Here is a 17403-nt window from a genome sequence, read left to right as displayed (position 1 = left end):
CCTCAGAACCGGTAGGCCAGGCCGATATTCAGGGCGTTGGTCACGATGTCGGTCTCAAGGGTGCCGCCATTGTCCAGATCGGCCTCGTTCTGCGAATAGGAGATGTTGTATTCGCCGAACACCGCCCAGCGGTCGTTCATCTCATAGCTGATCCCGGCGATGGCTTTCACAGCGGGGCCGGTCACCTGAAATTCATGCGTGCGGCCGCCCGAGGTTTCAACCTCGACATGAGGCATCGCAAACCCCACGCCGAAGCCGGTATAGGGCGTCCAGCGGCGCTGTTCGGACTTCCAGCGGTACATCACGTTGGCGGTAAACAGGTTCAGACCGTCGGTGAATTCCAGGATGTTGAAACCGTTATCGGCGCGGGTCTCATCGTCGGCATAGACCTTGGCGTGGTTGAATTCGAGACCGAAGCCAAGCCGCTCGTCGCGCCACCAGGTCGCCCGCACACCGTAATAGGGCGGCATCGAATCCGACTTGCCTTCCCATTTCGCACGAAAGCTGAAATCGCCAAGCCCGCCCGGATCGTTCCCCTCGACCCGGCTGTGCGGCGCCGACTGCGCGCCGGTATAGAGGCTCACCTCGATCTCGGCCCAGGCCGGCGCCGAGAACGAAATAATGAGCGCAAGGGCTTTGATCAGGGTCTTCATGCTGGGCCACTCCGGTTTTGGCGTTGATTGCGGATTTTTACCGGATCTATGCCGGGAATTCCATGCGACAACTTCTTCGTCCAAAGTCGCCTATGGTGCAAGCATAGCCAATCCTTCCGGGAATTGAGAGCGCTACCAAGTGACATTAGCGCCGCATGCGCGAATGATTGCTGGACGATGCGCCAGAACGCCGCTAAAACCGCGCCGATTGCAACGATATCGCACCCCTTTAGGGGGTGCTGGCCAATGCAGGGCCAAGGAAGGGAGAAGTCTCGTGTCCCAAGCTGAAGATCACGATAGCACCCGCCGCGATTTTCTTTACTACGCAGCCGCCGGCGCTGGCGCCGTGACTGCCGGTGCCGCCATCTGGCCCCTGGTAAATCAGATGAATCCGTCGGCGGACGTTCAGGCGCTCAGTTCCATCCGTGTGGATGTGGCCGATCTGGAGGTCGGCACCCAGCTGACCGTGAAATACCTGGGCAAACCGATCTTCATCCGCCGCCGCACCGCCGAGGAAATCGAGGCAGGCCGCGCCGTTCCGCTGGCCGATCTGATCGACGACGCGTCGCAGAACCCCAACCTGCCCGGCTCGGACGCGGCCGACCAGAACCGCACCATGGACGAAGCCGGCGAGTGGCTGGTCATGATCGGCGTCTGCACCCATCTGGGCTGTGTGCCGATCGGCAACGCCGCGGGCGATTTCGGCGGCTGGTTCTGCCCCTGCCACGGTTCGCACTACGATATGGCCGGTCGTATCCGCAAAGGCCCCGCGCCCGAGAACCTGCATATTCCGGTCGCCGAATTCGTCGATGAAACGACGATCAAGCTGGGTTGAGGGAGAGCACGATGTCTGGAATTCCGCACGACCATTACGAACCGAAGACCGGGGCCGAGAAATGGCTTCACAGCCGTTTGCCGATCGTCGGCCTGCTGTATGACACCCTGATGATCCCCACCCCCAAGAACCTGAACTGGATGTGGATCTGGGGCATCATCCTGACCTTCTGCCTGGTGCTGCAGATCGTCACCGGCATCGTCCTGGCGATGCACTACACGCCGCATATCAGCCTGGCCTTCGCGTCGGTCGAACATATCATGCGCGACGTGAACGGCGGCTACATGCTGCGCTATCTGCACGCCAATGGCGCATCGCTGTTCTTTGTCGCGGTCTATCTGCACCTGTTCCGCGGCCTCTATTACGGCTCGTACAAGGCTCCGCGCGAAATCACCTGGATCATCGGGATGCTGATCTATCTGTGCATGATGGGCACCGCCTTCATGGGCTATGTGCTGCCCTGGGGCCAGATGTCGTTCTGGGGCGCCACGGTGATCACCGGGCTGTTCGGCGCGATCCCCTTCATCGGCGAGTCGATCCAGACCTGGCTGCTGGGTGGGCCTGCGGTGGACAACGCCACGCTGAACCGCTTCTTCAGCCTGCATTACCTGCTGCCCTTCGTGATCGCGGCGCTGGTGGCGGTGCATATCTGGGCCTTCCATTCCACCGGCAACAACAACCCCACCGGGGTCGAGGTGCGCCGCATCTCGAAAGCCGAGGCCAAGAAAGACACCGTTCCGTTCTGGCCCTATTTCGTGATGAAGGACCTGTTCGCGCTGGGGGTGATCCTGGTCATCTTCTTCGCCATCGTCGGCTTCATGCCGAACTATCTGGGCCACCCCGACAACTATATCGAGGCAAACCCGCTTTCGACCCCCGCGCATATCGTGCCGGAATGGTATTTCCTGCCCTTCTATGCGATCCTGCGCGCCTTCACCTCGGATGTCTGGGCGGTGCAATTCGTCGAATTCATCACTTTCGGCATCGTCAACGCCAAGTTCTTCGGCGTGCTGGCCATGTTCGGCTCGATCCTGGTGATGGCGCTGGTGCCCTGGCTGGATACGTCGTCGGTACGGTCGGGTAAGTACCGCCCGATGTTCAAATGGTGGTTCGCCCTGTTCTGCATCGACTTCGTCGTGCTGACCTGGGTGGGGGCCATGCCGACCGAAGGCATCTATCCCTATATCTCGCTGATCGCTGCGACCTACTGGTTCGCCTACTTCCTGATCATCCTGCCGCTGCTTGGCGTGATCGAGAAGCCCGCGGCCCTGCCCGCAACGATCGAAGACGACTTCAACGCCCACTACGGCAAGGGCGGAACCGATGCCGCCGTGGCCCAATCGGCTCCGGCCGAGTGAGAAAGAGGATCAAGAGCATGATCAGGAAACTCACCCTTTCGGCGCTTTCCGCCCTGACCCTGAGCGCGGGAGCCGCGCTGGCGGCGGGCGACGGCCACACCCATGATGTGGACTTCGCCTTCGAAGGGCCGTTCGGCAAGTTCGACCAGAACCAGCTGCAACGCGGCCTGCAAATCTACACCGAGGTCTGCTCGGCCTGTCACGGGCTGAAATTCGTGCCCATCCGCACGCTTGGTGACGAAGGCGGCCCGCATCTGCCGGAAGATCAGGTGCGCGCCTATGCCGGCCAGTGGGATACGTTCGACCCCGAGCTGGACGACATCCGCCCCGCGACCCCGGCTGACAAGTTCCCGGGTTCCAATGACCCCAACGCGCCCGACCTCAGCCTGATGGCCAAGGCGCGGGCCGGATTTCACGGGCCGTATGGCAGCGGCATGAGCCAGCTGTTCAACGGCATCGGCGGCCCGGAATACATCGTCTCGATCCTGACCGGCTATACCGGCGAGGAAAAGGAAGAGGCCGGCACGATCTATTACGAAAACACCGCCTTCCCCGGCGGCTGGATCGCCATGTCGCCGCCGCTGGTCGGCGAGGATGTGGAATTTGCCGACGGTCATTCCACCGAACTGCATCACGAGGCCGAGGATATCGCCGCATTCCTGATGTGGACCGCCGAGCCGAAGATGATGGCGCGTCAGCGCGCGGGCTTCATCGGCGTTCTGTTCCTGACGATGCTGACCGTTCTGCTTTACCTGACGAACAAGCGGATCTGGGCCCCGATCAAGCACAAGACCAAGGAAAGCTGAGCCTTTCCCACCGTCTCAAAAGTTCAAAGCGCGCCTTCGAAGGGCGCGCTTTTTTCATCCCAGATAAGCGGCCAGCGCCGGTGGCGGATTGGCGAACAGCGCGGCGGTGTCCTGCGGCGCATGGGCGCGTCCCCCGGCCACCAGAACGGTTTTGCCGGCCAATGCGCGGGCATCCTGCGGATCGTGGCTGACCATCAGCAGCGTGGCGCCGGTTTCCGCCGCCAGCGCCTGCACCAGCGCCAGCATCTCGGCCTTCAGCGCGGGCCCCAGCGCGGCAAAGGGTTCATCCAACAGCAGCAGCGGCCGCGCCCGCAGCAGCACCCGCGCCAGCGCGACCCGGCTGCGCTGCCCCCCCGACAAGGCGCCGGGCTTGCGCGGGCCCAGCCCGGACAACCCCACGCGGTCCAGGCTGTGCGCCACCGCGTCACGCTGTGCGGCGTCAAGTTTCAGATCGGGGCGCAGGCCAAGGCCCACGTTCTGTGCCACCGTCAGATGCGGAAACAGGTTGTTGTCCTGAAACAGAATGCTGACCGGCCGCGCGCCGGGGGCCAGCGGCGTCAGATCCCGGCCCTGCCACAGCACCCGGCCCCGGCTGGGCGCGAAGAACCCGGCGATCACATCCAGCAGGGTCGATTTGCCGGCCCCCGACGGGCCGATCACCGCCACGCGGTCGCCCGCCGCCACGCTGAAATCCGCGTGCAGGGTGAAATCGCCCTGCTGCACCAGCACATCCTCAAGCGTCAGCATTCACCCGGCCCCCTCTGTCGAACAGCCAAAACAGCGCCAGGCTGAGGATCAGCAGCAACAGCGCCGCACCAGCCGCCTGATCCATGCGATAGGCCGCCATCAGACGGTACAACTGCAACGGCAATGTCGCCTGGGACGGATCGGCGAACAAGGCGATGACCCCAAGATCACCCATCGACAGCGCCGCCGCCAGCCCGACGGAAAACCCGATCGGCCGGCGCAGACGCGGCAGCAACAGCAGGCGCAGCCGCATCGCACCCGTCATGCCAAGGCTGTCGGCCAACCGGCCATAGGCGCCTTCCACATCGCGCAGGGCGGGCACCAGCGCGCGCATGGCGAAGGGCAGGCTCATCACCGCGTTGACCAGCGCCGTCACCGGCAGCGCCAGCACGACCGGGTCGGCAATCGGGAACAGCGCGATGAACAGCCCGGTACCGATCACCAGCGGCGAGGCGGCGATTGACAGCGCGCCTGCGGCCTCCAGCCCGCGCGCGGCCGGGCGGGTGCCCAGCCGCACCACCGCCAAGGCCAGCGGAAAGGACAGCAGCAGCGTCAGCGCGGCCGACCCCAGCGCCACGCCCAGCGACCGCCCAGCGGCAGCAAAGACCGACGCGGGCAGATCGAACAGCGCGCCCGCGCCATCGGCCACGATCATCGCCAGCGGCAGGATCAGGAACGCCGCCGCCAGCGCGATCCAGGCCCCGTCCCACAGCCGCGCGCCCGGCCCCCGCGCATCCCAGCGCAGCAAGGGCCGGTCCAGCCCCGCGCCGGTCATGCTGGGTACCGCGACCCGCGCCGCCAGCAACGCCGCCAGCGCCGACAGGGTGAACTGCACCAGTGACAGCAGCGCCGCGCGCGACAGATCGAACTCGAACCGGAACGCCTGATAAATCGCCAGTTCGACCGTGGTGGCGCGCGGCCCCCCGCCCAGCGTCAGCGCCACGGCGAAACTGGTCATGCAGATCACGAAGACCACCACGAAGGCGCCGGGCAGCACCGTGCGCAGCATCGGCCGTTCCAGCCAGCGGTTCACGTCCCGCGCGCCGAACCCCAGCGAGCCCGCCAACCGGAACCGCTCTGCCGGGATCGACAGCCAGCCCTGCAAGATCAGCCGGGTCGCCAGCGGCAGGTTGAAAAACACATGCGCCAGCAGGATACCCTGCAACCCATAGATCGACACCGGCCCCATCCCGGCCCAGCCCAACGCCACGTTCAACACCCCGCTGCGGCCGAACACCGCCAGCAGGCCCAGCACCGCCACGATCACCGGCAGGATGAACGGCGCGCCCAGCAGCGTGATCAGCAGGCCCCGGCCCGCAAATCGCCGCCGGGCCAGCGCGCGCGCCACCGGCACCGCCAGCGCCACCGACAGACCCGCCGACAGCAACGCCTGTATCAGGGTGAACCGCACCGCCGCCCAATCGGCCGGGCCAAGCGCCGAAAACCGCTCGGCCCGCCAAAAGACCGCGCCTAGCGTGCCCAGCGTCAGCATCAGGATCAGGGCGGCCACCGCCACCCCGCCCCGGACGCCGGCGCTTATTGGCTGAGCGCTGCGCGCCATTCCTCAAGCGCGCCATCGCGCAGTTCGGCCGCCTGATCCGCCGAAAAGATCAGCGCCTGACCGGGCTGAATCGGCGGCGTGAACCCGTCGGGCAGGCCCGCCGCGGGGGTGACCGCCGGATACATCCAGTTGGTCGTCGGGATGACCGACTGAAACGCATCCGACAGCATGAAGCGCAGGAAAGCATCGGCCAGTTCGGGCTGATCCGACCCGGCCACGCGCCCGGCCACCTCAATCTGCATGTAATGTCCCTCGGCAAAGGGGGCGGCGGCCTTGGTGTCGTCCGCCTCGGCGATCAGGTGATAGGCGGGCGAGGTGGTGTAGGACAGAACCATGTCGGCCTCGCCATCCACAAACAGGCCATAGGCCTCTGACCAACCCTTGGTCACGGTCAGGATATGCGGCGCCAGCCCTTTCCAGATCTCGGGCGCCCGGTCGCCATATGCCGCCTTGACCCACATCAGCAGCCCCAGACCGGGGGTCGACGAGCGCGGGTCCTGAATCACAATCTTCAATGCCTCGGGGGCGGCGATCAGATCCTCGAAACTGGCGGGCGGGCCGGGCAGTTTGGTCTTGTCATAGACGAAGGCGAAATAGCCCCAGTCATAGGGCAGAAAGGTGTCATCCGCCCAGGCCACCGGCAGGCTCAGCGCCGGGGGCGTCAGGCCATGTGGTGCGAACAACCCGGTGTGCAGCGCCGCCGCGGTCAGGTTGGTATCAAGCCCCAACACCACATCGGCATCGGTTCGCTTGCCTTCCAGCCGCAACCGGCCCAACAACGCGGCACCGTCGCCGGCACCGACGAATTGCAGATCGCAGCCGCATGTCGCCTCGAACGCCGCCTCGACCTGCGGGCCGGGGCCCCATTCGGAAATGAAGCTGTCATAGGTATAAACGGTCAGCACAGGCGTATCGGCGCCTGCCATCGTGGCACACAGCGCCCCGGCAGCGAAAATCGGATATTTCATGGCCATCCTCCATTCACGGGCGGTCGGGGTCAGGGCATGGAGGTTGTCCAGTTACCTTCCCTCCGCCGGTCTTAACCGGTTCAGGTTCAACGGGTTCGCGTCACGCATCTCAGCCCGCACTGGGCACCCCGAGGTGATGCGCAACCTAATGCACCGCTTGACCGGCGGCAAGACAGCACGCCAGATAGCCGCAACATGCTTGTAATCTGGGCCAAGCGGCCTTAATCACATCATAAATTCTGAATGTGAAGGATGCTTCCCGTGCGCCTGTCCACCCGCAAGGCTTTTGAACGCTACCTGCCGATCCTGGACTGGGGCAAGCAATACAACCGCGATACCCTGACCAACGACATGGTGGCGGCGGTGATCGTGACGATCATGCTGATCCCGCAATCGCTGGCCTATGCGCTGCTGGCGGGGCTGCCGGCCGAGATGGGGCTTTACGCCTCGATCCTGCCGCTGGTGGCCTATGCGGTCTTCGGCACCAGCCGCGCGCTGGCGGTGGGGCCGGTGGCGGTGGTGTCGCTGATGACCGCCGCCGCGGTGGGCAACCTGGCGCTGCAGGGCACGGCGGAATATGCCGCCGCCGCGATCACGCTGGCCTTTCTGTCGGGGTTGATCCTGCTGGTGATGGGGATGTTCCGGCTGGGATTTCTGGCGAATTTCCTGTCCCACCCGGTGATCGCCGGGTTCATCACCGCCAGCGGCATCATCATCGCCACCAGCCAGCTGAAGCATATTCTGGGCATCAAGGCCGAAGGCCATAACCTGGTCGAACTGCTGCGCTCGATCTTCGCGCATCTGGGCGAGGTCAACCTGTGGACCCTGGTCATCGGCGTTACCGCCACCGGGTTCCTGTTCTGGGTGCGCAAGGGGCTGAAACCGCTGCTGTTGGAAAAGGGCATCAAACCGCGCATGGCCGATATTCTGGCCAAGGCCGGGCCGGTGGCGGCGGTGGTCGTGACCACGCTGTTCACCTGGGCGCTGGGGCTTCAGAACAAGGGCGTGGCGATTGTGGGCGAGGTGCCGCAGGGCCTGCCGCCGCTGACCATCCCGACATTCAACGCCGAGATCTGGAGCAGCCTGTTGGGCTCGGCGGTGCTGATCTCGATCATCGGGTTCGTCGAATCGGTTTCGGTGGCGCAGACGCTGGCGGCCAAGAAACGCCAGCGCATCGTCCCGGATCAGGAACTGATCGGGCTGGGCGCCTCGAACATCGCGGCGTCGATCTCGGGCGGGTATCCGGTGACCGGGGGCTTTGCCCGCTCGGTGGTGAATTTCGACGCGGGCGCCGAAACCCCCGCTGCGGGTGCGTTCACCGCCATCGGCATCGCGCTGGCGGCGCTGGCACTGACGCCCTTGCTGTTCTTCCTGCCCAAGGCCACGCTGGCCGCCACGATCATCGTCGCGGTGCTGAGCCTGGTGGATTTCTCGATCCTGCGCACCACCTGGACCTATTCCAAGGCCGATTTCGCCGCCGTCGCCGCGACCATTCTGCTGACGCTGGGCTTTGGCGTGGAAATCGGCGTCTCCTCCGGTGTGGGGTTGTCGATCTTCCTGTTCCTCTATCGCACCTCGCGCCCGCATATCGCCGAGGTCGGCCTGGTGCCGGGGACCGAGCATTTCCGCAACATCCACCGCCACAAGGTGGAAACCAGCCCGACGATCCTGACCATCCGCGTGGATGAGAACCTGTATTTCGCCAACGCCCGCTATCTGGAGGATTATATCTATGATCGCGTGGTCGGCGACCGCGAGCTGAAACATGTGATCCTGATGTGCTCGGCGGTGAATGACATCGACACATCCGCCCTGGAATCGCTGGAAGCGATCGACCACCGGCTGGCCGATATGGGCATTCAGCTGCACCTGTCCGAGGTCAAGGGCCCGGTGATGGACCGGCTGAGTCGCACCCATTTCCTGCACGATCTGTCGGGCCGGGTATTCCTGACCCAGTTCGGCGCGGTCAAAGAGCTCTCTTCGTGATGTATCAACCGGTTGCGGCGGCGTCACGTTGTCGCGATACTTGGCCGCAATGGGACTCGCGGTGCCGAAGCATTTGACGACAGATGCCGCAAGTTTATTGTGGCGCGCGAACGTCTTGCATCAGGGGAAGAATTCATGAAACTCACACTGGCTCTTGTCGCCGCCGGCCTTCTGGCCGCAGCACCCGCCTTTTCCGAAAGCCATGGCGAAGCCACCGCCGAAGGGGCGATGGAAACCGAAACCATGGAAGTCGCCGCCACCGGCGATGCCGAAGCGGGTGAAAAAGCGTTCCGCCAATGCGTGGCCTGCCATGTCGTGGTCGATGCCGAAGGCGAAACGCTGGCCGGCAAGAAGGCCAAGACCGGACCGAACCTTTACGGCCTGGCCGGGCGCCAGGCGGGGGCCGTCGAGGGGTTCCGCTATTCCAAATCCATGCAGGCTGCGGGCGAGGCCGGTCTGGTCTGGACCGAAGAGGAATTCGCCAAATACGTCGCCAATCCGACCAGCTATCTGAAGGACTATCTGGGCGACAGCAAAGCGCGCGGTTCGATGTCGTTCAAGCTGCGCAAGCCGGAAGATGCCGTGAACCTTTATGCCTATCTGGCCGAACTCGCGCACGAGTAAGACCGGCCCGATGCGACGATTCCGGCCGCCGGCACCCCCGGCGGCCTTTTTCATGCCCGGCCCCCACCCTTGCGGCAATTCGCGCTGGCGGCTATTCCACCGGCAAAGGAGCCTGCGCGCATGAGCATCAACACATTCGGCCATCTTTTCCGCGTCACCACCTGGGGCGAAAGCCACGGCCCCGCCCTGGGCGCCACGGTGGACGGCTGCCCGCCGGGCGTGGCGCTGGATGCAATGATGCTGCAGCATTGGCTGGACAAGCGCAAACCGGGCCAGAACAAATACACCACCCAGCGGCGCGAACCCGATCAGGTGCAGATCCTGTCGGGCGTGTATGAGGGGCAAAGCACCGGCACCCCGATCCAGTTGATGATCGAGAATACCGATCAGCGCTCGAAGGATTACGGCGATATCGCCGAAAAATTCCGCCCCGGCCATGCCGACATCACCTATTGGCAGAAATACGGCATCCGCGATCCGCGCGGCGGCGGGCGCAGCTCGGCCCGTGAAACGGCGGCGCGGGTGGCGGCGGGCGGCGTGGCGCGCGCCGCATTGCAGGCGCTGGTGCCCGGTATCGCGATCACGGGCTATATGGTGCAGATGGGGCCGCACGGCATTGACCGCGCCAATTTCGACGCCGCCCAGATCGATCAGAACCCGTTCTGGACGCCCGATGCCAAAGCGGCCGAAGACTGGGCCGAGTATCTGGACGATCTGCGCAAATCCGGCAATTCCGTCGGCGCGGTGATCGAGGTCGTGGCGCGCGGCGTGCCCGCCGGACTGGGGGCGCCGATCTATGGCAAGCTCGACACCGATCTGGCCGCTGCGATGATGAGCATCAACGCCGTCAAGGGCGTCGAGATCGGCGAGGGCATGGCCGCCGCGGCCCTGACCGGGGTCGAGAATGCCGATGAAATCAGCATGGGACCTGACGGGCCGGAATACGGATCAAACCACGCCGGCGGCATCCTGGGCGGAATTTCCACCGGGCAGGATGTGGTGGTGCGCTTTGCGGTCAAGCCGACGTCGTCCATTCTGGCCCCGCGCAAGACGATCACCAAATCCGGCGCGACCGCCGAGATCGTCACCAAAGGCCGGCACGATCCCTGTGTGGGCATCCGGGCGGTGCCGGTGGGCGAGGCGATGATGGCCTGTATCCTGCTGGATCATGTCCTGCTGCATCGCGGCCTGATTGGCCAGAACCGCGGCAGGATCGGCTAGCCGCTGCCGATCAGCACCCCGGCGGCAAACACCAGCGCGCCGCCCATGACCACCTGGAACGCCGCGCGCAGGAACGGCGTGTCCATGTACTTCTTCTGAATCCAGGCGATCGCCCACAGCTCGACGAACACCACGACCATGGCGATGATCGTGGCCGTCCAGAAATGCGGGATCAGATAGGGCAGCGCGTGGCCCAATCCGCCCAGTGCCGTCATCACCCCCGACGCGATCCCGCGTTTGAGCGGCGAGCCGCGCCCCGAAATCGAACCGTCATCCGACGCCGCCTCGGTAAAGCCCATCGAGATGCCCGCGCCGACCGACGCGGCCAGCCCGACCAGAAAGGTGGTCCAGGTGTCCTGGGTGGCAAAGGCGGTGGCGAAGATCGGCGCAAGCGTGGACACCGATCCGTCCATCAGCCCCGCAAGGCCCGGCTGCACCCAGGTCAGCACGAATTGGCGATGCGCGGTGCGGCTTTCGGATTCGCGCGCGCCTTCGTCCAGATGGGCCTCGACCAGGGCGTCGGCCAGTTCGCCATGGCTTGCCTCGGCGGCGGCCAGATCGCCCAACAGCTTGCGCGTCGTTGCATCGGTGGTCCGGGCCGCCGCGGTTTCATAAAAGCGCTGCGCGTCGCGCTCCATCATCTCGGCCTCGTCGCGGATCCGCTCGATCCCCAGATTGCTGACCAGCCAGATCGGGCGGCGGGCATAGAAGCCCGACACATGCTCGCGCCGGATCAGCGGGATCACCGTGCCGAAGCGTTGCTCATGCAATTCGACCAGACGGTGGCGATGCTCGTCCTCCTCGGCGGCCATGCCCTCGAACACCTTGGCGGTGTCGGGAAAGGCCGCGCGCAGCTGTTCGGCATAGGTGCGGTAGATACGCGCATCGTCCTCCTCGGACGAGATGCCCAGGGCGATGATTTCCTGCTCGCTGAGATCCGAAAAGCGGCGTCTTTGGCTGAATCCGGGAATCATGCTTGAACCTCTTTAGAACGTTTCTAAGTTATTAAAGCCGCCCCCGGCTTCAAGCGGAAAACGTGCCTGTCTTGCCGACTGCGGGGAAACTGCGGCAATCCCGCCACCCATATCGCCGGGCGCGCGGACGCGCCACGCGGCAGGACGCCGCTTGCACCGTATCGCCGCAACGCGTTCGTTCAGCTTGCCCGAACTCAACCAGTTGACATATAGCTTTTTCAATCAAGGGGAGCATGATGACGCACGTTGCGGACCAGATCAGAAAAGGCCGGAAATACGAACAGGTGCTGGACGGCGCCAGAGCTGTGTTCATGCGCGACGGGTTCGAAGGTGCCGGCGTGGATGATATCGCCCGCGAGGCGGGTGTCTCCAAGGCGACGCTGTACAGCTATTTTCCCGACAAGCGCCTGCTGTTCATGGAAGTGGCCAAATGCGAATGCCATCGCCAGATCATCGGCGCGCCGGAGATTCTGGACGATGGCGCCCCGGTCGATCGGGTACTCGAAGCGGCGGCCAGGCATATGGTCCGGTTTCTGCTCTCTGGCTTTGGTCAAAGCGTGTATCGCCTGTGCGTCGGCGAAAGTGACCGCTTCCCCGAACTGGGCGAGATTTTCTATGGCTCGGGTCCGCGCAACGTGCGCAAGCAGTTGACGGATTACCTGAGCCGCGCCGCCGCCCGCAACGAGTTGGCCATCGAGGACGTCGAACTGGCCGCCGATCAGCTGGCCGAGTTGTGCAAGGTCGATCTATTCCCGAAGATGATGTTCGGGATCAAAAAGAAATTCTCGGATGCGGAGGTCGACCGCGTCATCCAAGGCGCGGTCGGGATGTTCATGGCGCGCTACGGGGTCCGCGGTTAATCCACCCGGCGGATATGAAGCTGGTTGCCCACGCGCTTCGTCTCGAACCGCTTGAGCACCTGCACCAGATCGCTGAGCTTTTTCTTGCCATAGGTCCGGGTGTCGAAATCGGGATTGTCGGCCACGATATACTGACCGAGCTGTCCCAGCGTATACCAGTCGTCTTCCTGATTGATCTTGTCCATCGCGCGCAGGATCAGCTCGATCGCTTCTTGCGGCGGGCGTTTGCCCGACACTTCGACCGGCTGGCCCTTTTGCGGCGGCGCGGGTTCATCGACAAGGTTCTCGATCAGAACGAAGCGGTTGCAGACGTTGCGCAGCGATACCGGCGCCTTGCCTTCGCCGATCCCGATCACGTCCAGCCCCTGTTCGCGGATGCGGCTGGCCAGGCGGGTGAAATCGCTGTCGGACGAGACCAGAACGAACCCGTCAAACCGGCCCGAATGCAGGATATCCATCGCATCAATGACCAGCCCGATGTCAGAAGCATTCTTGCCCTTGGTATTGGCGGTTTCCTGATGCGCGACCAGACCCAGCGCCAGCACCTTTTCGGCCCAGGCCTTCAACTGACCGGACGACCAGTCGCCGTAAACCCTGCGCAGCGCCGGTTCCCCGAAAGAGGTCACCTCCTTCAGGATCGCCTCGGCATAGCGGGCGGGGATGTTGTCGGCGTCGATCAGAACGGCGAGGAGAGAGGATTTGCCATTCGGCATGTTTAGTTCTTTCTTGTTGGGGTCCGCCGGATGCGGCGAACCCAGTCATGAGTCCCCCATCACATGGGGGTGGCGGCAACGTTAGTAAAGCACCACGCTTCGGATGCTTTCCCCCGCATGCATCAGATCGAAACCCTTGTTGATCTCATCCAGCGTCAGCGTGTGGGTGATCATCGGGTCGATCTCGATCTTGCCGTCCATGTACCAGTCCACGATCTTCGGCACATCGGTGCGCCCGCGCGCGCCGCCAAAGGCCGTACCGCGCCAGGACCGCCCGGTGACAAGCTGGAACGGACGGGTCGAAATCTCGGCCCCGGCCGAGGCCACGCCGATGATGATCGATTCGCCCCAGCCCTTGTGGCAGGCCTCCAGCGCGGTGCGCATCACGTTGACATTGCCGGTGGCGTCGAACGTGTAATCGGCGCCGCCTTTGGTCAGGTTGACCAGATAGGCCACCAGATCATCCTCGACCTCGGCCGGGTTGACGAAATGGGTCATGCCGAAATGCTCGCCCATCGCCTTCTTGGCGGGGTTCAGATCGACGCCGACGATCTGATCGGCCCCGATCAGGCGCAGCCCCTGAATCACGTTCAGCCCGATCCCGCCCAGCCCGAACACGATCGCGCGGCAACCCGGTTCGGCCTTGGCCGTGTTGATCACCGCGCCCACGCCAGTGGTCACACCGCAACCGATATAGCAGATCTTGTCGAACGGCGCGTCCTCGCGCACCTTCGCGACGGCGATCTCGGGCAGGACGGTATAGTTCGAGAAGGTCGAGGTGCCCATGTAATGCAGGATCGGGTCACCATCGAGCGTCGTGAACCGCGACGTGCCATCGGGCATCAGCCCCCGCCCCTGCGTGGTGCGGATCGACTGGCACAGGTTGGTCTTGGGGTTCAGGCAATATTCGCATTCACGGCATTCGGGCGTGTAAAGCGGGATCACGTGATCGCCCTTCTTGACGCTGGTCACGCCGGGGCCGACCTCGACCACCACACCGGCGCCTTCATGGCCCAGAATCGCGGGGAACAGCCCTTCGGGATCGGCGCCTGACAGGGTGAATTCATCGGTGTGGCAGATGCCGGTGGCCATGATTTCGACCATCACCTCGCCGGCACGCGGACCGTCGAGATTGACCTCCATCACTTCCAGCGGTTTTCCGGCCTGAACGGCAACGGCAGCACGGGTTTTCATGATGACCTCCCTCTCTTGTGTTTCGAGTTTGGCGGCAAGAGTGCTGGAAAGCCCCGGCCGATGCAACCGGTGGAAAAAGGAAGGCCCCGGCCTTGAAAAGGCTGGGGCCAGTCGGAACAGCATGGCCCCGATGCCGCGGTCTGGGTGGGGGCAATAAATCCGCGGCACCGGGATAGCTCTCATGCTACGTCCCTTTTATCGCCCTCAAACCGGGCCGCCGAAGGACCGCATCAGGGAAAACCAGGGGTCTTTTCCGGGCAAAAGCAGGGCAATGCTTGATTTGCCGCGCATTCGGGTCCAGATTTTCATCATGACGATCCAGACCCCAACGCCTTTCCCCTCTCCCCGCATACCGGAACAGGTGAGTTTCGACCGGACCGAACTGGGCGCGATCCTGACACTGTATGGGCGGATGGTGGCGGCGGGCGAATGGCGCGACTACGGCATTTCCTGCCTGCGCGAGGTGGCCGTGTTTTCGGTCTTCCGGCGCACGGCGGAACATCCGCTCTACCGGATCGAAAAACGCCCCCGGCTGCGCAGCAAGCAACAGCTTTATGCGGTGATCGGCGCCGACGGGCAGATCCTGAAACGCGGCCCGGATCTGAAAGCCGTGCTGCGCGTGCTGGAAAAGAAGCTGATCCGCCCGGTGGATTAAAGCCGCTTGTGGCCCGTGACCGGCCCCTCGCCCTGCGTCTCGATCCGGGTGATCGTGTCCTGAATCGGCTCATAGGCCACCGCCATGTGATGCCCGTTGGCGTGAATCAGCGTCTCGCCATCCACCGCCAGCGCCACATGCCCCTTCCAGAAGACCAGATCGCCGCGTTCGGGGGCCGTGCCCGGCGGCAACTCGGTGCCCAGTGCCGCCTGCTGCATGTCGGTGTCGCCGGGACAGTCGATGCCACAGGACAGCAGCGCCGCCTGCACCAGACCGGAACAGTCGATCCCCTGCACGCTGTTGCCGCCCCACAGATAGGGCACGCCGAAATGCATCTGCGCCACCGTCACCGGATCGCGCAGCGGCACGGTCAGCGGGCGCAGATGCGGCTTGGGCACGAACAGCCCCTGATCGGTCTCAAAGAAATTGCCCTGCGCCGACACCACCCGCAGCCGTGCGCCGAAGGACATCCAGGTCACCTCGGGCCGCTTGATATCGGGATACTGGTAAAGATGCGTGGCCGGCACGCAAACGCGGTGGGTCATGTCTGCGGGCACGATCAGCGCACTGGACGCGACATAACCCACATAGCCGTCCTTTTTCGACTGCACGAAGGCCATCCCGGCAAAATCGTCCAGCACCCGCAGATGTTCGCCGTAAAGCAACTGGCGCTGGCGCATCCGGCATTCCGGGCTGCCCCACAGATCGGCCACCGATACGCCGATCTGGCGCAGCGTGCCCTCGGCAAAGCGCGGCGCGTCAATCTGGCCTTCCAGTTCGGCTGCGGCGACACGGGTATTGGCGGGGGTCAGGCGGCTGTCGGTCATAGCGACAACATCCCCGGCAGCGCGGCAAGGATCGCGCGCGCCCCCTGCCCCGCGCCGCCCTTGGGCCGGGCCGGGGCGGCGGTGGGCTGCCAGCCGTAAATGTCGAAATGCAGATAGGCGGGCGCCGCGGTCACGAAGCGGCGCAAAAACAGCGCGGCGGTGATCGAGCCCGCGAAGCCCCCCTTGGGCGCATTGTCCAGATCCGCAATGCCGGGTTCGATCATCGCCTCATAGGGGTCGTGAAACGGCATTCGCCAGACCGGATCGGCCACCTGCGCCGCCGCCGCCGCAATCGCCCCCGCCAGATCGTCGGACCCGGTATAGAAGGGCGCGATATCCGGGCCCACGGCCACCCGCGCCGCGCCGGTCAGCGTGGCCATCGACAGGATGCAGTCGGTGTCTTCCTCATCCGCCAGGGCCAGGGCGTCGGCCAGCACCAGCCGGCCTTCGGCGTCGGTATTGTTGATCTCGACCGTCAGCCCCTTGCGCGAGGTCAGGATGTCCTGCGGCCGGAACGCGGCCCCCGAGACGCTGTTCTCCACCGCCGGGATCAGCACCCGCAGCCGCAGCGGCAGCCCCAGCGTCATGATCATATGCGCCAGCCCCAGCACCGTGGCCGCGCCGCCCATGTCCTTTTTCATCAGTCCCATGGACGCGGCCGGTTTCAGGTTCAACCCGCCAGTGTCGAAACACACGCCCTTGCCCACCAGCGTCAGCCGCGGTCCGGCATCGCCCCAGCGCATGTCCAACAGCCGCGGCGCCTGGTCGGCGGCCCGCCCGACCGCATGGATCATCGGAAAACCCTGCGCCAGCAGATCGTCGCCGCGTACCGCACTGGCCGTCGCGCCATGTTCGCCTGCCAGCCGGAACAGCGCATCCTCCAGCGCTTCGGGCCCCATATCGGCGGCGGGGGTGTTGATCAGATCGCGGGTCAGCGCCTCGCCCGCCGCGATCGCCTCCAGCCGTGGCGCATCGACCCCGGCGGGGGCTTTCAGCGTGGCCTCGACCGGTGTTTGCGCGCGATAGCGGTCGAAACTGTAGCCCGCCAGCAGCCAGCCCAGCGCCTCTTCGTCCAGCGCGTCGCCGATCAGCGTGGTGTCCAGATGATAGGCCCCCTTGGGCAGCGATGCCACGATCCCCGCCAGATGAAACCGCCCCCGCGCGCGTTTGGTGGCACTGCCGTACCCTGCCACCGCCCCCGCCAGCGCGCCGTCTTCGCCCGGCAGCAGCCGCAGCTCGCCCAGCCCGGCGCGAAAGCCGGTGGCCGCCAGCCAGGCGGCCTGCGCCTCGGGCAGGGACTTGCGCCAATCTTCCAGCGCCGTCTCCTCTACCACATGAACAGGCAGCGAAGGGTCGGTCTGGGACGCGAATGTAAGCGGCATGGCGGGCCTTTCCGGCAGATACAGGGTCCGGCCCAGACT

At 64.7% G+C, this 17403-nt stretch carries 17 protein-coding genes and 1 riboswitch; of the genes, 8 read left to right on the top strand and 9 right to left on the bottom strand.

Annotated features, from left to right (window positions below; translation table 11 throughout):
* Nucleotides 1-2: 2 nt before the first annotated feature.
* Nucleotides 3-653: an outer membrane protein gene (locus ACSR1C_RS02005; protein WP_460257644.1), complete on the bottom strand. Its 651-nt coding sequence runs from the start codon at nucleotides 651-653 to the stop codon at nucleotides 3-5.
* Nucleotides 654-927: 274 nt separating this feature from the next.
* Here ACSR1C_RS02005 and petA point away from each other — a divergent pair, with 274 nt between their 5' ends.
* The 3 genes from petA to ACSR1C_RS01990 are packed head-to-tail and all read left to right on the top strand — an operon-like array spanning nucleotide 928 to nucleotide 3652.
* Entirely contained in the window at nucleotides 928-1488 is a 561-nt protein-coding gene (gene petA, locus ACSR1C_RS02000; RefSeq protein WP_460257643.1) for a ubiquinol-cytochrome c reductase iron-sulfur subunit, read from the top strand.
* 11 nt (nucleotides 1489-1499) lie between these two features.
* A complete protein-coding gene (gene petB / locus ACSR1C_RS01995; protein WP_460257642.1) occupies nucleotides 1500-2846 on the top strand; it encodes a cytochrome b in 1347 nt (448 codons plus the stop codon).
* Nucleotides 2847-2863: 17 nt separating this feature from the next.
* The gene (locus ACSR1C_RS01990; RefSeq protein WP_460257641.1) at nucleotides 2864-3652 is read left to right on the top strand and encodes a cytochrome c1; all 789 of its coding nucleotides are present in this window, start codon (nucleotides 2864-2866) and stop codon (nucleotides 3650-3652) included.
* A 54-nt stretch (nucleotides 3653-3706) separates the two neighbouring features.
* Here the strand turns inward: ACSR1C_RS01990 and thiQ are convergent, their stop codons facing one another.
* From thiQ to thiB, 3 genes are read right to left on the bottom strand one after another with little or no spacing between them, the layout of a single operon-like run.
* Nucleotides 3707-4399, bottom strand: coding sequence for a thiamine ABC transporter ATP-binding protein (gene thiQ / locus ACSR1C_RS01985; protein WP_460257640.1), 693 nt, complete (start codon nucleotides 4397-4399; stop codon nucleotides 3707-3709).
* Nucleotides 4386-5960: a thiamine/thiamine pyrophosphate ABC transporter permease ThiP gene (locus tag ACSR1C_RS01980; RefSeq protein WP_460257639.1), complete on the bottom strand. Its 1575-nt coding sequence runs from the start codon at nucleotides 5958-5960 to the stop codon at nucleotides 4386-4388. The genes thiQ and ACSR1C_RS01980 overlap by 14 nt, the downstream gene beginning before the upstream one ends.
* Nucleotides 5936-6928 (bottom strand): thiamine ABC transporter substrate binding subunit, encoded by a 993-nt coding sequence (gene thiB / locus ACSR1C_RS01975; RefSeq protein WP_460257638.1) that lies wholly within the window; start codon nucleotides 6926-6928, stop codon nucleotides 5936-5938. Before thiB ends, ACSR1C_RS01980 begins: the two co-directional genes overlap by 25 nt.
* Nucleotides 6929-6968: 40 nt before the next feature.
* A riboswitch (TPP riboswitch) is annotated at nucleotides 6969-7069 on the bottom strand.
* A 120-nt stretch (nucleotides 7070-7189) separates the two neighbouring features.
* On the opposite strand from thiB, the gene ACSR1C_RS01970 reads away from it, so the two are divergent.
* The 3 genes from ACSR1C_RS01970 to aroC all read left to right on the top strand — a co-directional run bounded on the left by ACSR1C_RS01970 (nucleotide 7190) and on the right by aroC (nucleotide 10759).
* Complete coding sequence (locus tag ACSR1C_RS01970) at nucleotides 7190-8914, top strand: SulP family inorganic anion transporter (protein ID WP_460257637.1); 1725 nt, start codon at nucleotides 7190-7192, stop codon at nucleotides 8912-8914.
* Nucleotides 8915-9049: 135 nt separating this feature from the next.
* Nucleotides 9050-9538 (top strand): c-type cytochrome, encoded by a 489-nt coding sequence (locus ACSR1C_RS01965; protein WP_460257636.1) that lies wholly within the window; start codon nucleotides 9050-9052, stop codon nucleotides 9536-9538.
* Nucleotides 9539-9658: 120 nt separating this feature from the next.
* Nucleotides 9659-10759, top strand: a complete 1101-nt coding sequence (gene aroC, locus ACSR1C_RS01960; RefSeq protein ID WP_460257635.1) for a chorismate synthase — start codon at nucleotides 9659-9661, stop codon at nucleotides 10757-10759.
* Here the strand turns inward: aroC and mbfA are convergent.
* Nucleotides 10756-11733, bottom strand: a complete 978-nt coding sequence (gene mbfA / locus ACSR1C_RS01955; RefSeq protein WP_460257634.1) for an iron exporter MbfA — start codon at nucleotides 11731-11733, stop codon at nucleotides 10756-10758. The two genes, aroC and mbfA, sit on opposite strands and share 4 nt — an antisense overlap.
* A gap of 236 nt (nucleotides 11734-11969) precedes the next feature.
* Between mbfA and ACSR1C_RS01950 the strand changes: the two genes are divergently transcribed.
* Nucleotides 11970-12593 (top strand): TetR/AcrR family transcriptional regulator, encoded by a 624-nt coding sequence (locus ACSR1C_RS01950; RefSeq protein ID WP_460257633.1) that lies wholly within the window; start codon nucleotides 11970-11972, stop codon nucleotides 12591-12593.
* Here the strand turns inward: ACSR1C_RS01950 and ACSR1C_RS01945 are convergent.
* Nucleotides 12590-13306, bottom strand: coding sequence for an NYN domain-containing protein (locus tag ACSR1C_RS01945; protein ID WP_460257632.1), 717 nt, complete (start codon nucleotides 13304-13306; stop codon nucleotides 12590-12592). The two genes, ACSR1C_RS01950 and ACSR1C_RS01945, sit on opposite strands and share 4 nt — an antisense overlap.
* 81 nt (nucleotides 13307-13387) lie before the next feature.
* Nucleotides 13388-14500, bottom strand: a complete 1113-nt coding sequence (locus tag ACSR1C_RS01940) for an S-(hydroxymethyl)glutathione dehydrogenase/class III alcohol dehydrogenase (protein ID WP_460257631.1) — start codon at nucleotides 14498-14500, stop codon at nucleotides 13388-13390.
* 310 nt (nucleotides 14501-14810) lie between these two features.
* Between ACSR1C_RS01940 and ACSR1C_RS01935 the strand changes: the two genes are divergently transcribed.
* On the top strand, nucleotides 14811-15155 hold the full coding sequence (locus ACSR1C_RS01935; protein ID WP_460257630.1) for a DUF2794 domain-containing protein: 345 nt from the start codon (nucleotides 14811-14813) through the stop codon (nucleotides 15153-15155).
* Here the strand turns inward: ACSR1C_RS01935 and ACSR1C_RS01930 are convergent.
* Together ACSR1C_RS01930 and ACSR1C_RS01925 are read right to left on the bottom strand one after the other, a co-directional pair.
* Entirely contained in the window at nucleotides 15152-15982 is an 831-nt protein-coding gene (locus tag ACSR1C_RS01930) for a C40 family peptidase (RefSeq protein WP_460257629.1), read from the bottom strand. The genes ACSR1C_RS01935 and ACSR1C_RS01930 overlap by 4 nt on opposite strands.
* On the bottom strand, nucleotides 15979-17364 hold the full coding sequence (locus tag ACSR1C_RS01925; protein WP_460257628.1) for a leucyl aminopeptidase family protein: 1386 nt from the start codon (nucleotides 17362-17364) through the stop codon (nucleotides 15979-15981). Before ACSR1C_RS01925 ends, ACSR1C_RS01930 begins: the two co-directional genes overlap by 4 nt.
* Nucleotides 17365-17403: the final 39 nt, after the last annotated feature.

The organism is Actibacterium sp. D185-2, assembly GCF_054954595.1.
This window is presented reverse-complemented; position numbering and strand designations above follow the sequence as displayed.

Bases quoted from the DNA above. Each gene is read 5' to 3' on its own strand.
- petB (WP_460257642.1), top strand. From the start codon at position 1,500: ATGTCTGGAATTCCGCACGACCATTACGAACCGAAGACCGGGGCCGAG.
- aroC (WP_460257635.1), top strand. From the start codon at position 9,659: ATGAGCATCAACACATTCGGCCATCTTTTCCGCGTCACCACCTGGGGC.
- ACSR1C_RS01950 (WP_460257633.1), top strand. From the start codon at position 11,970: ATGACGCACGTTGCGGACCAGATCAGAAAAGGCCGGAAATACGAACAG.
- ACSR1C_RS02005 (WP_460257644.1), bottom strand. From the start codon at position 653: ATGAAGACCCTGATCAAAGCCCTTGCGCTCATTATTTCGTTCTCGGCG.
- thiQ (WP_460257640.1), bottom strand. From the start codon at position 4,399: ATGCTGACGCTTGAGGATGTGCTGGTGCAGCAGGGCGATTTCACCCTG.
- ACSR1C_RS01930 (WP_460257629.1), bottom strand. From the start codon at position 15,982: ATGACCGACAGCCGCCTGACCCCCGCCAATACCCGTGTCGCCGCAGCC.
- ACSR1C_RS01925 (WP_460257628.1), bottom strand. From the start codon at position 17,364: ATGCCGCTTACATTCGCGTCCCAGACCGACCCTTCGCTGCCTGTTCAT.
- ACSR1C_RS01940 (WP_460257631.1), bottom strand. From the start codon at position 14,500: ATGAAAACCCGTGCTGCCGTTGCCGTTCAGGCCGGAAAACCGCTGGAA.
- thiB (WP_460257638.1), bottom strand. From the start codon at position 6,928: ATGAAATATCCGATTTTCGCTGCCGGGGCGCTGTGTGCCACGATGGCA.
- ACSR1C_RS01990 (WP_460257641.1), top strand. From the start codon at position 2,864: ATGATCAGGAAACTCACCCTTTCGGCGCTTTCCGCCCTGACCCTGAGC.
- ACSR1C_RS01935 (WP_460257630.1), top strand. From the start codon at position 14,811: ATGACGATCCAGACCCCAACGCCTTTCCCCTCTCCCCGCATACCGGAA.
- ACSR1C_RS01965 (WP_460257636.1), top strand. From the start codon at position 9,050: ATGAAACTCACACTGGCTCTTGTCGCCGCCGGCCTTCTGGCCGCAGCA.
- ACSR1C_RS01980 (WP_460257639.1), bottom strand. From the start codon at position 5,960: ATGGCGCGCAGCGCTCAGCCAATAAGCGCCGGCGTCCGGGGCGGGGTG.
- ACSR1C_RS01945 (WP_460257632.1), bottom strand. From the start codon at position 13,306: ATGCCGAATGGCAAATCCTCTCTCCTCGCCGTTCTGATCGACGCCGAC.
- mbfA (WP_460257634.1), bottom strand. From the start codon at position 11,733: ATGATTCCCGGATTCAGCCAAAGACGCCGCTTTTCGGATCTCAGCGAG.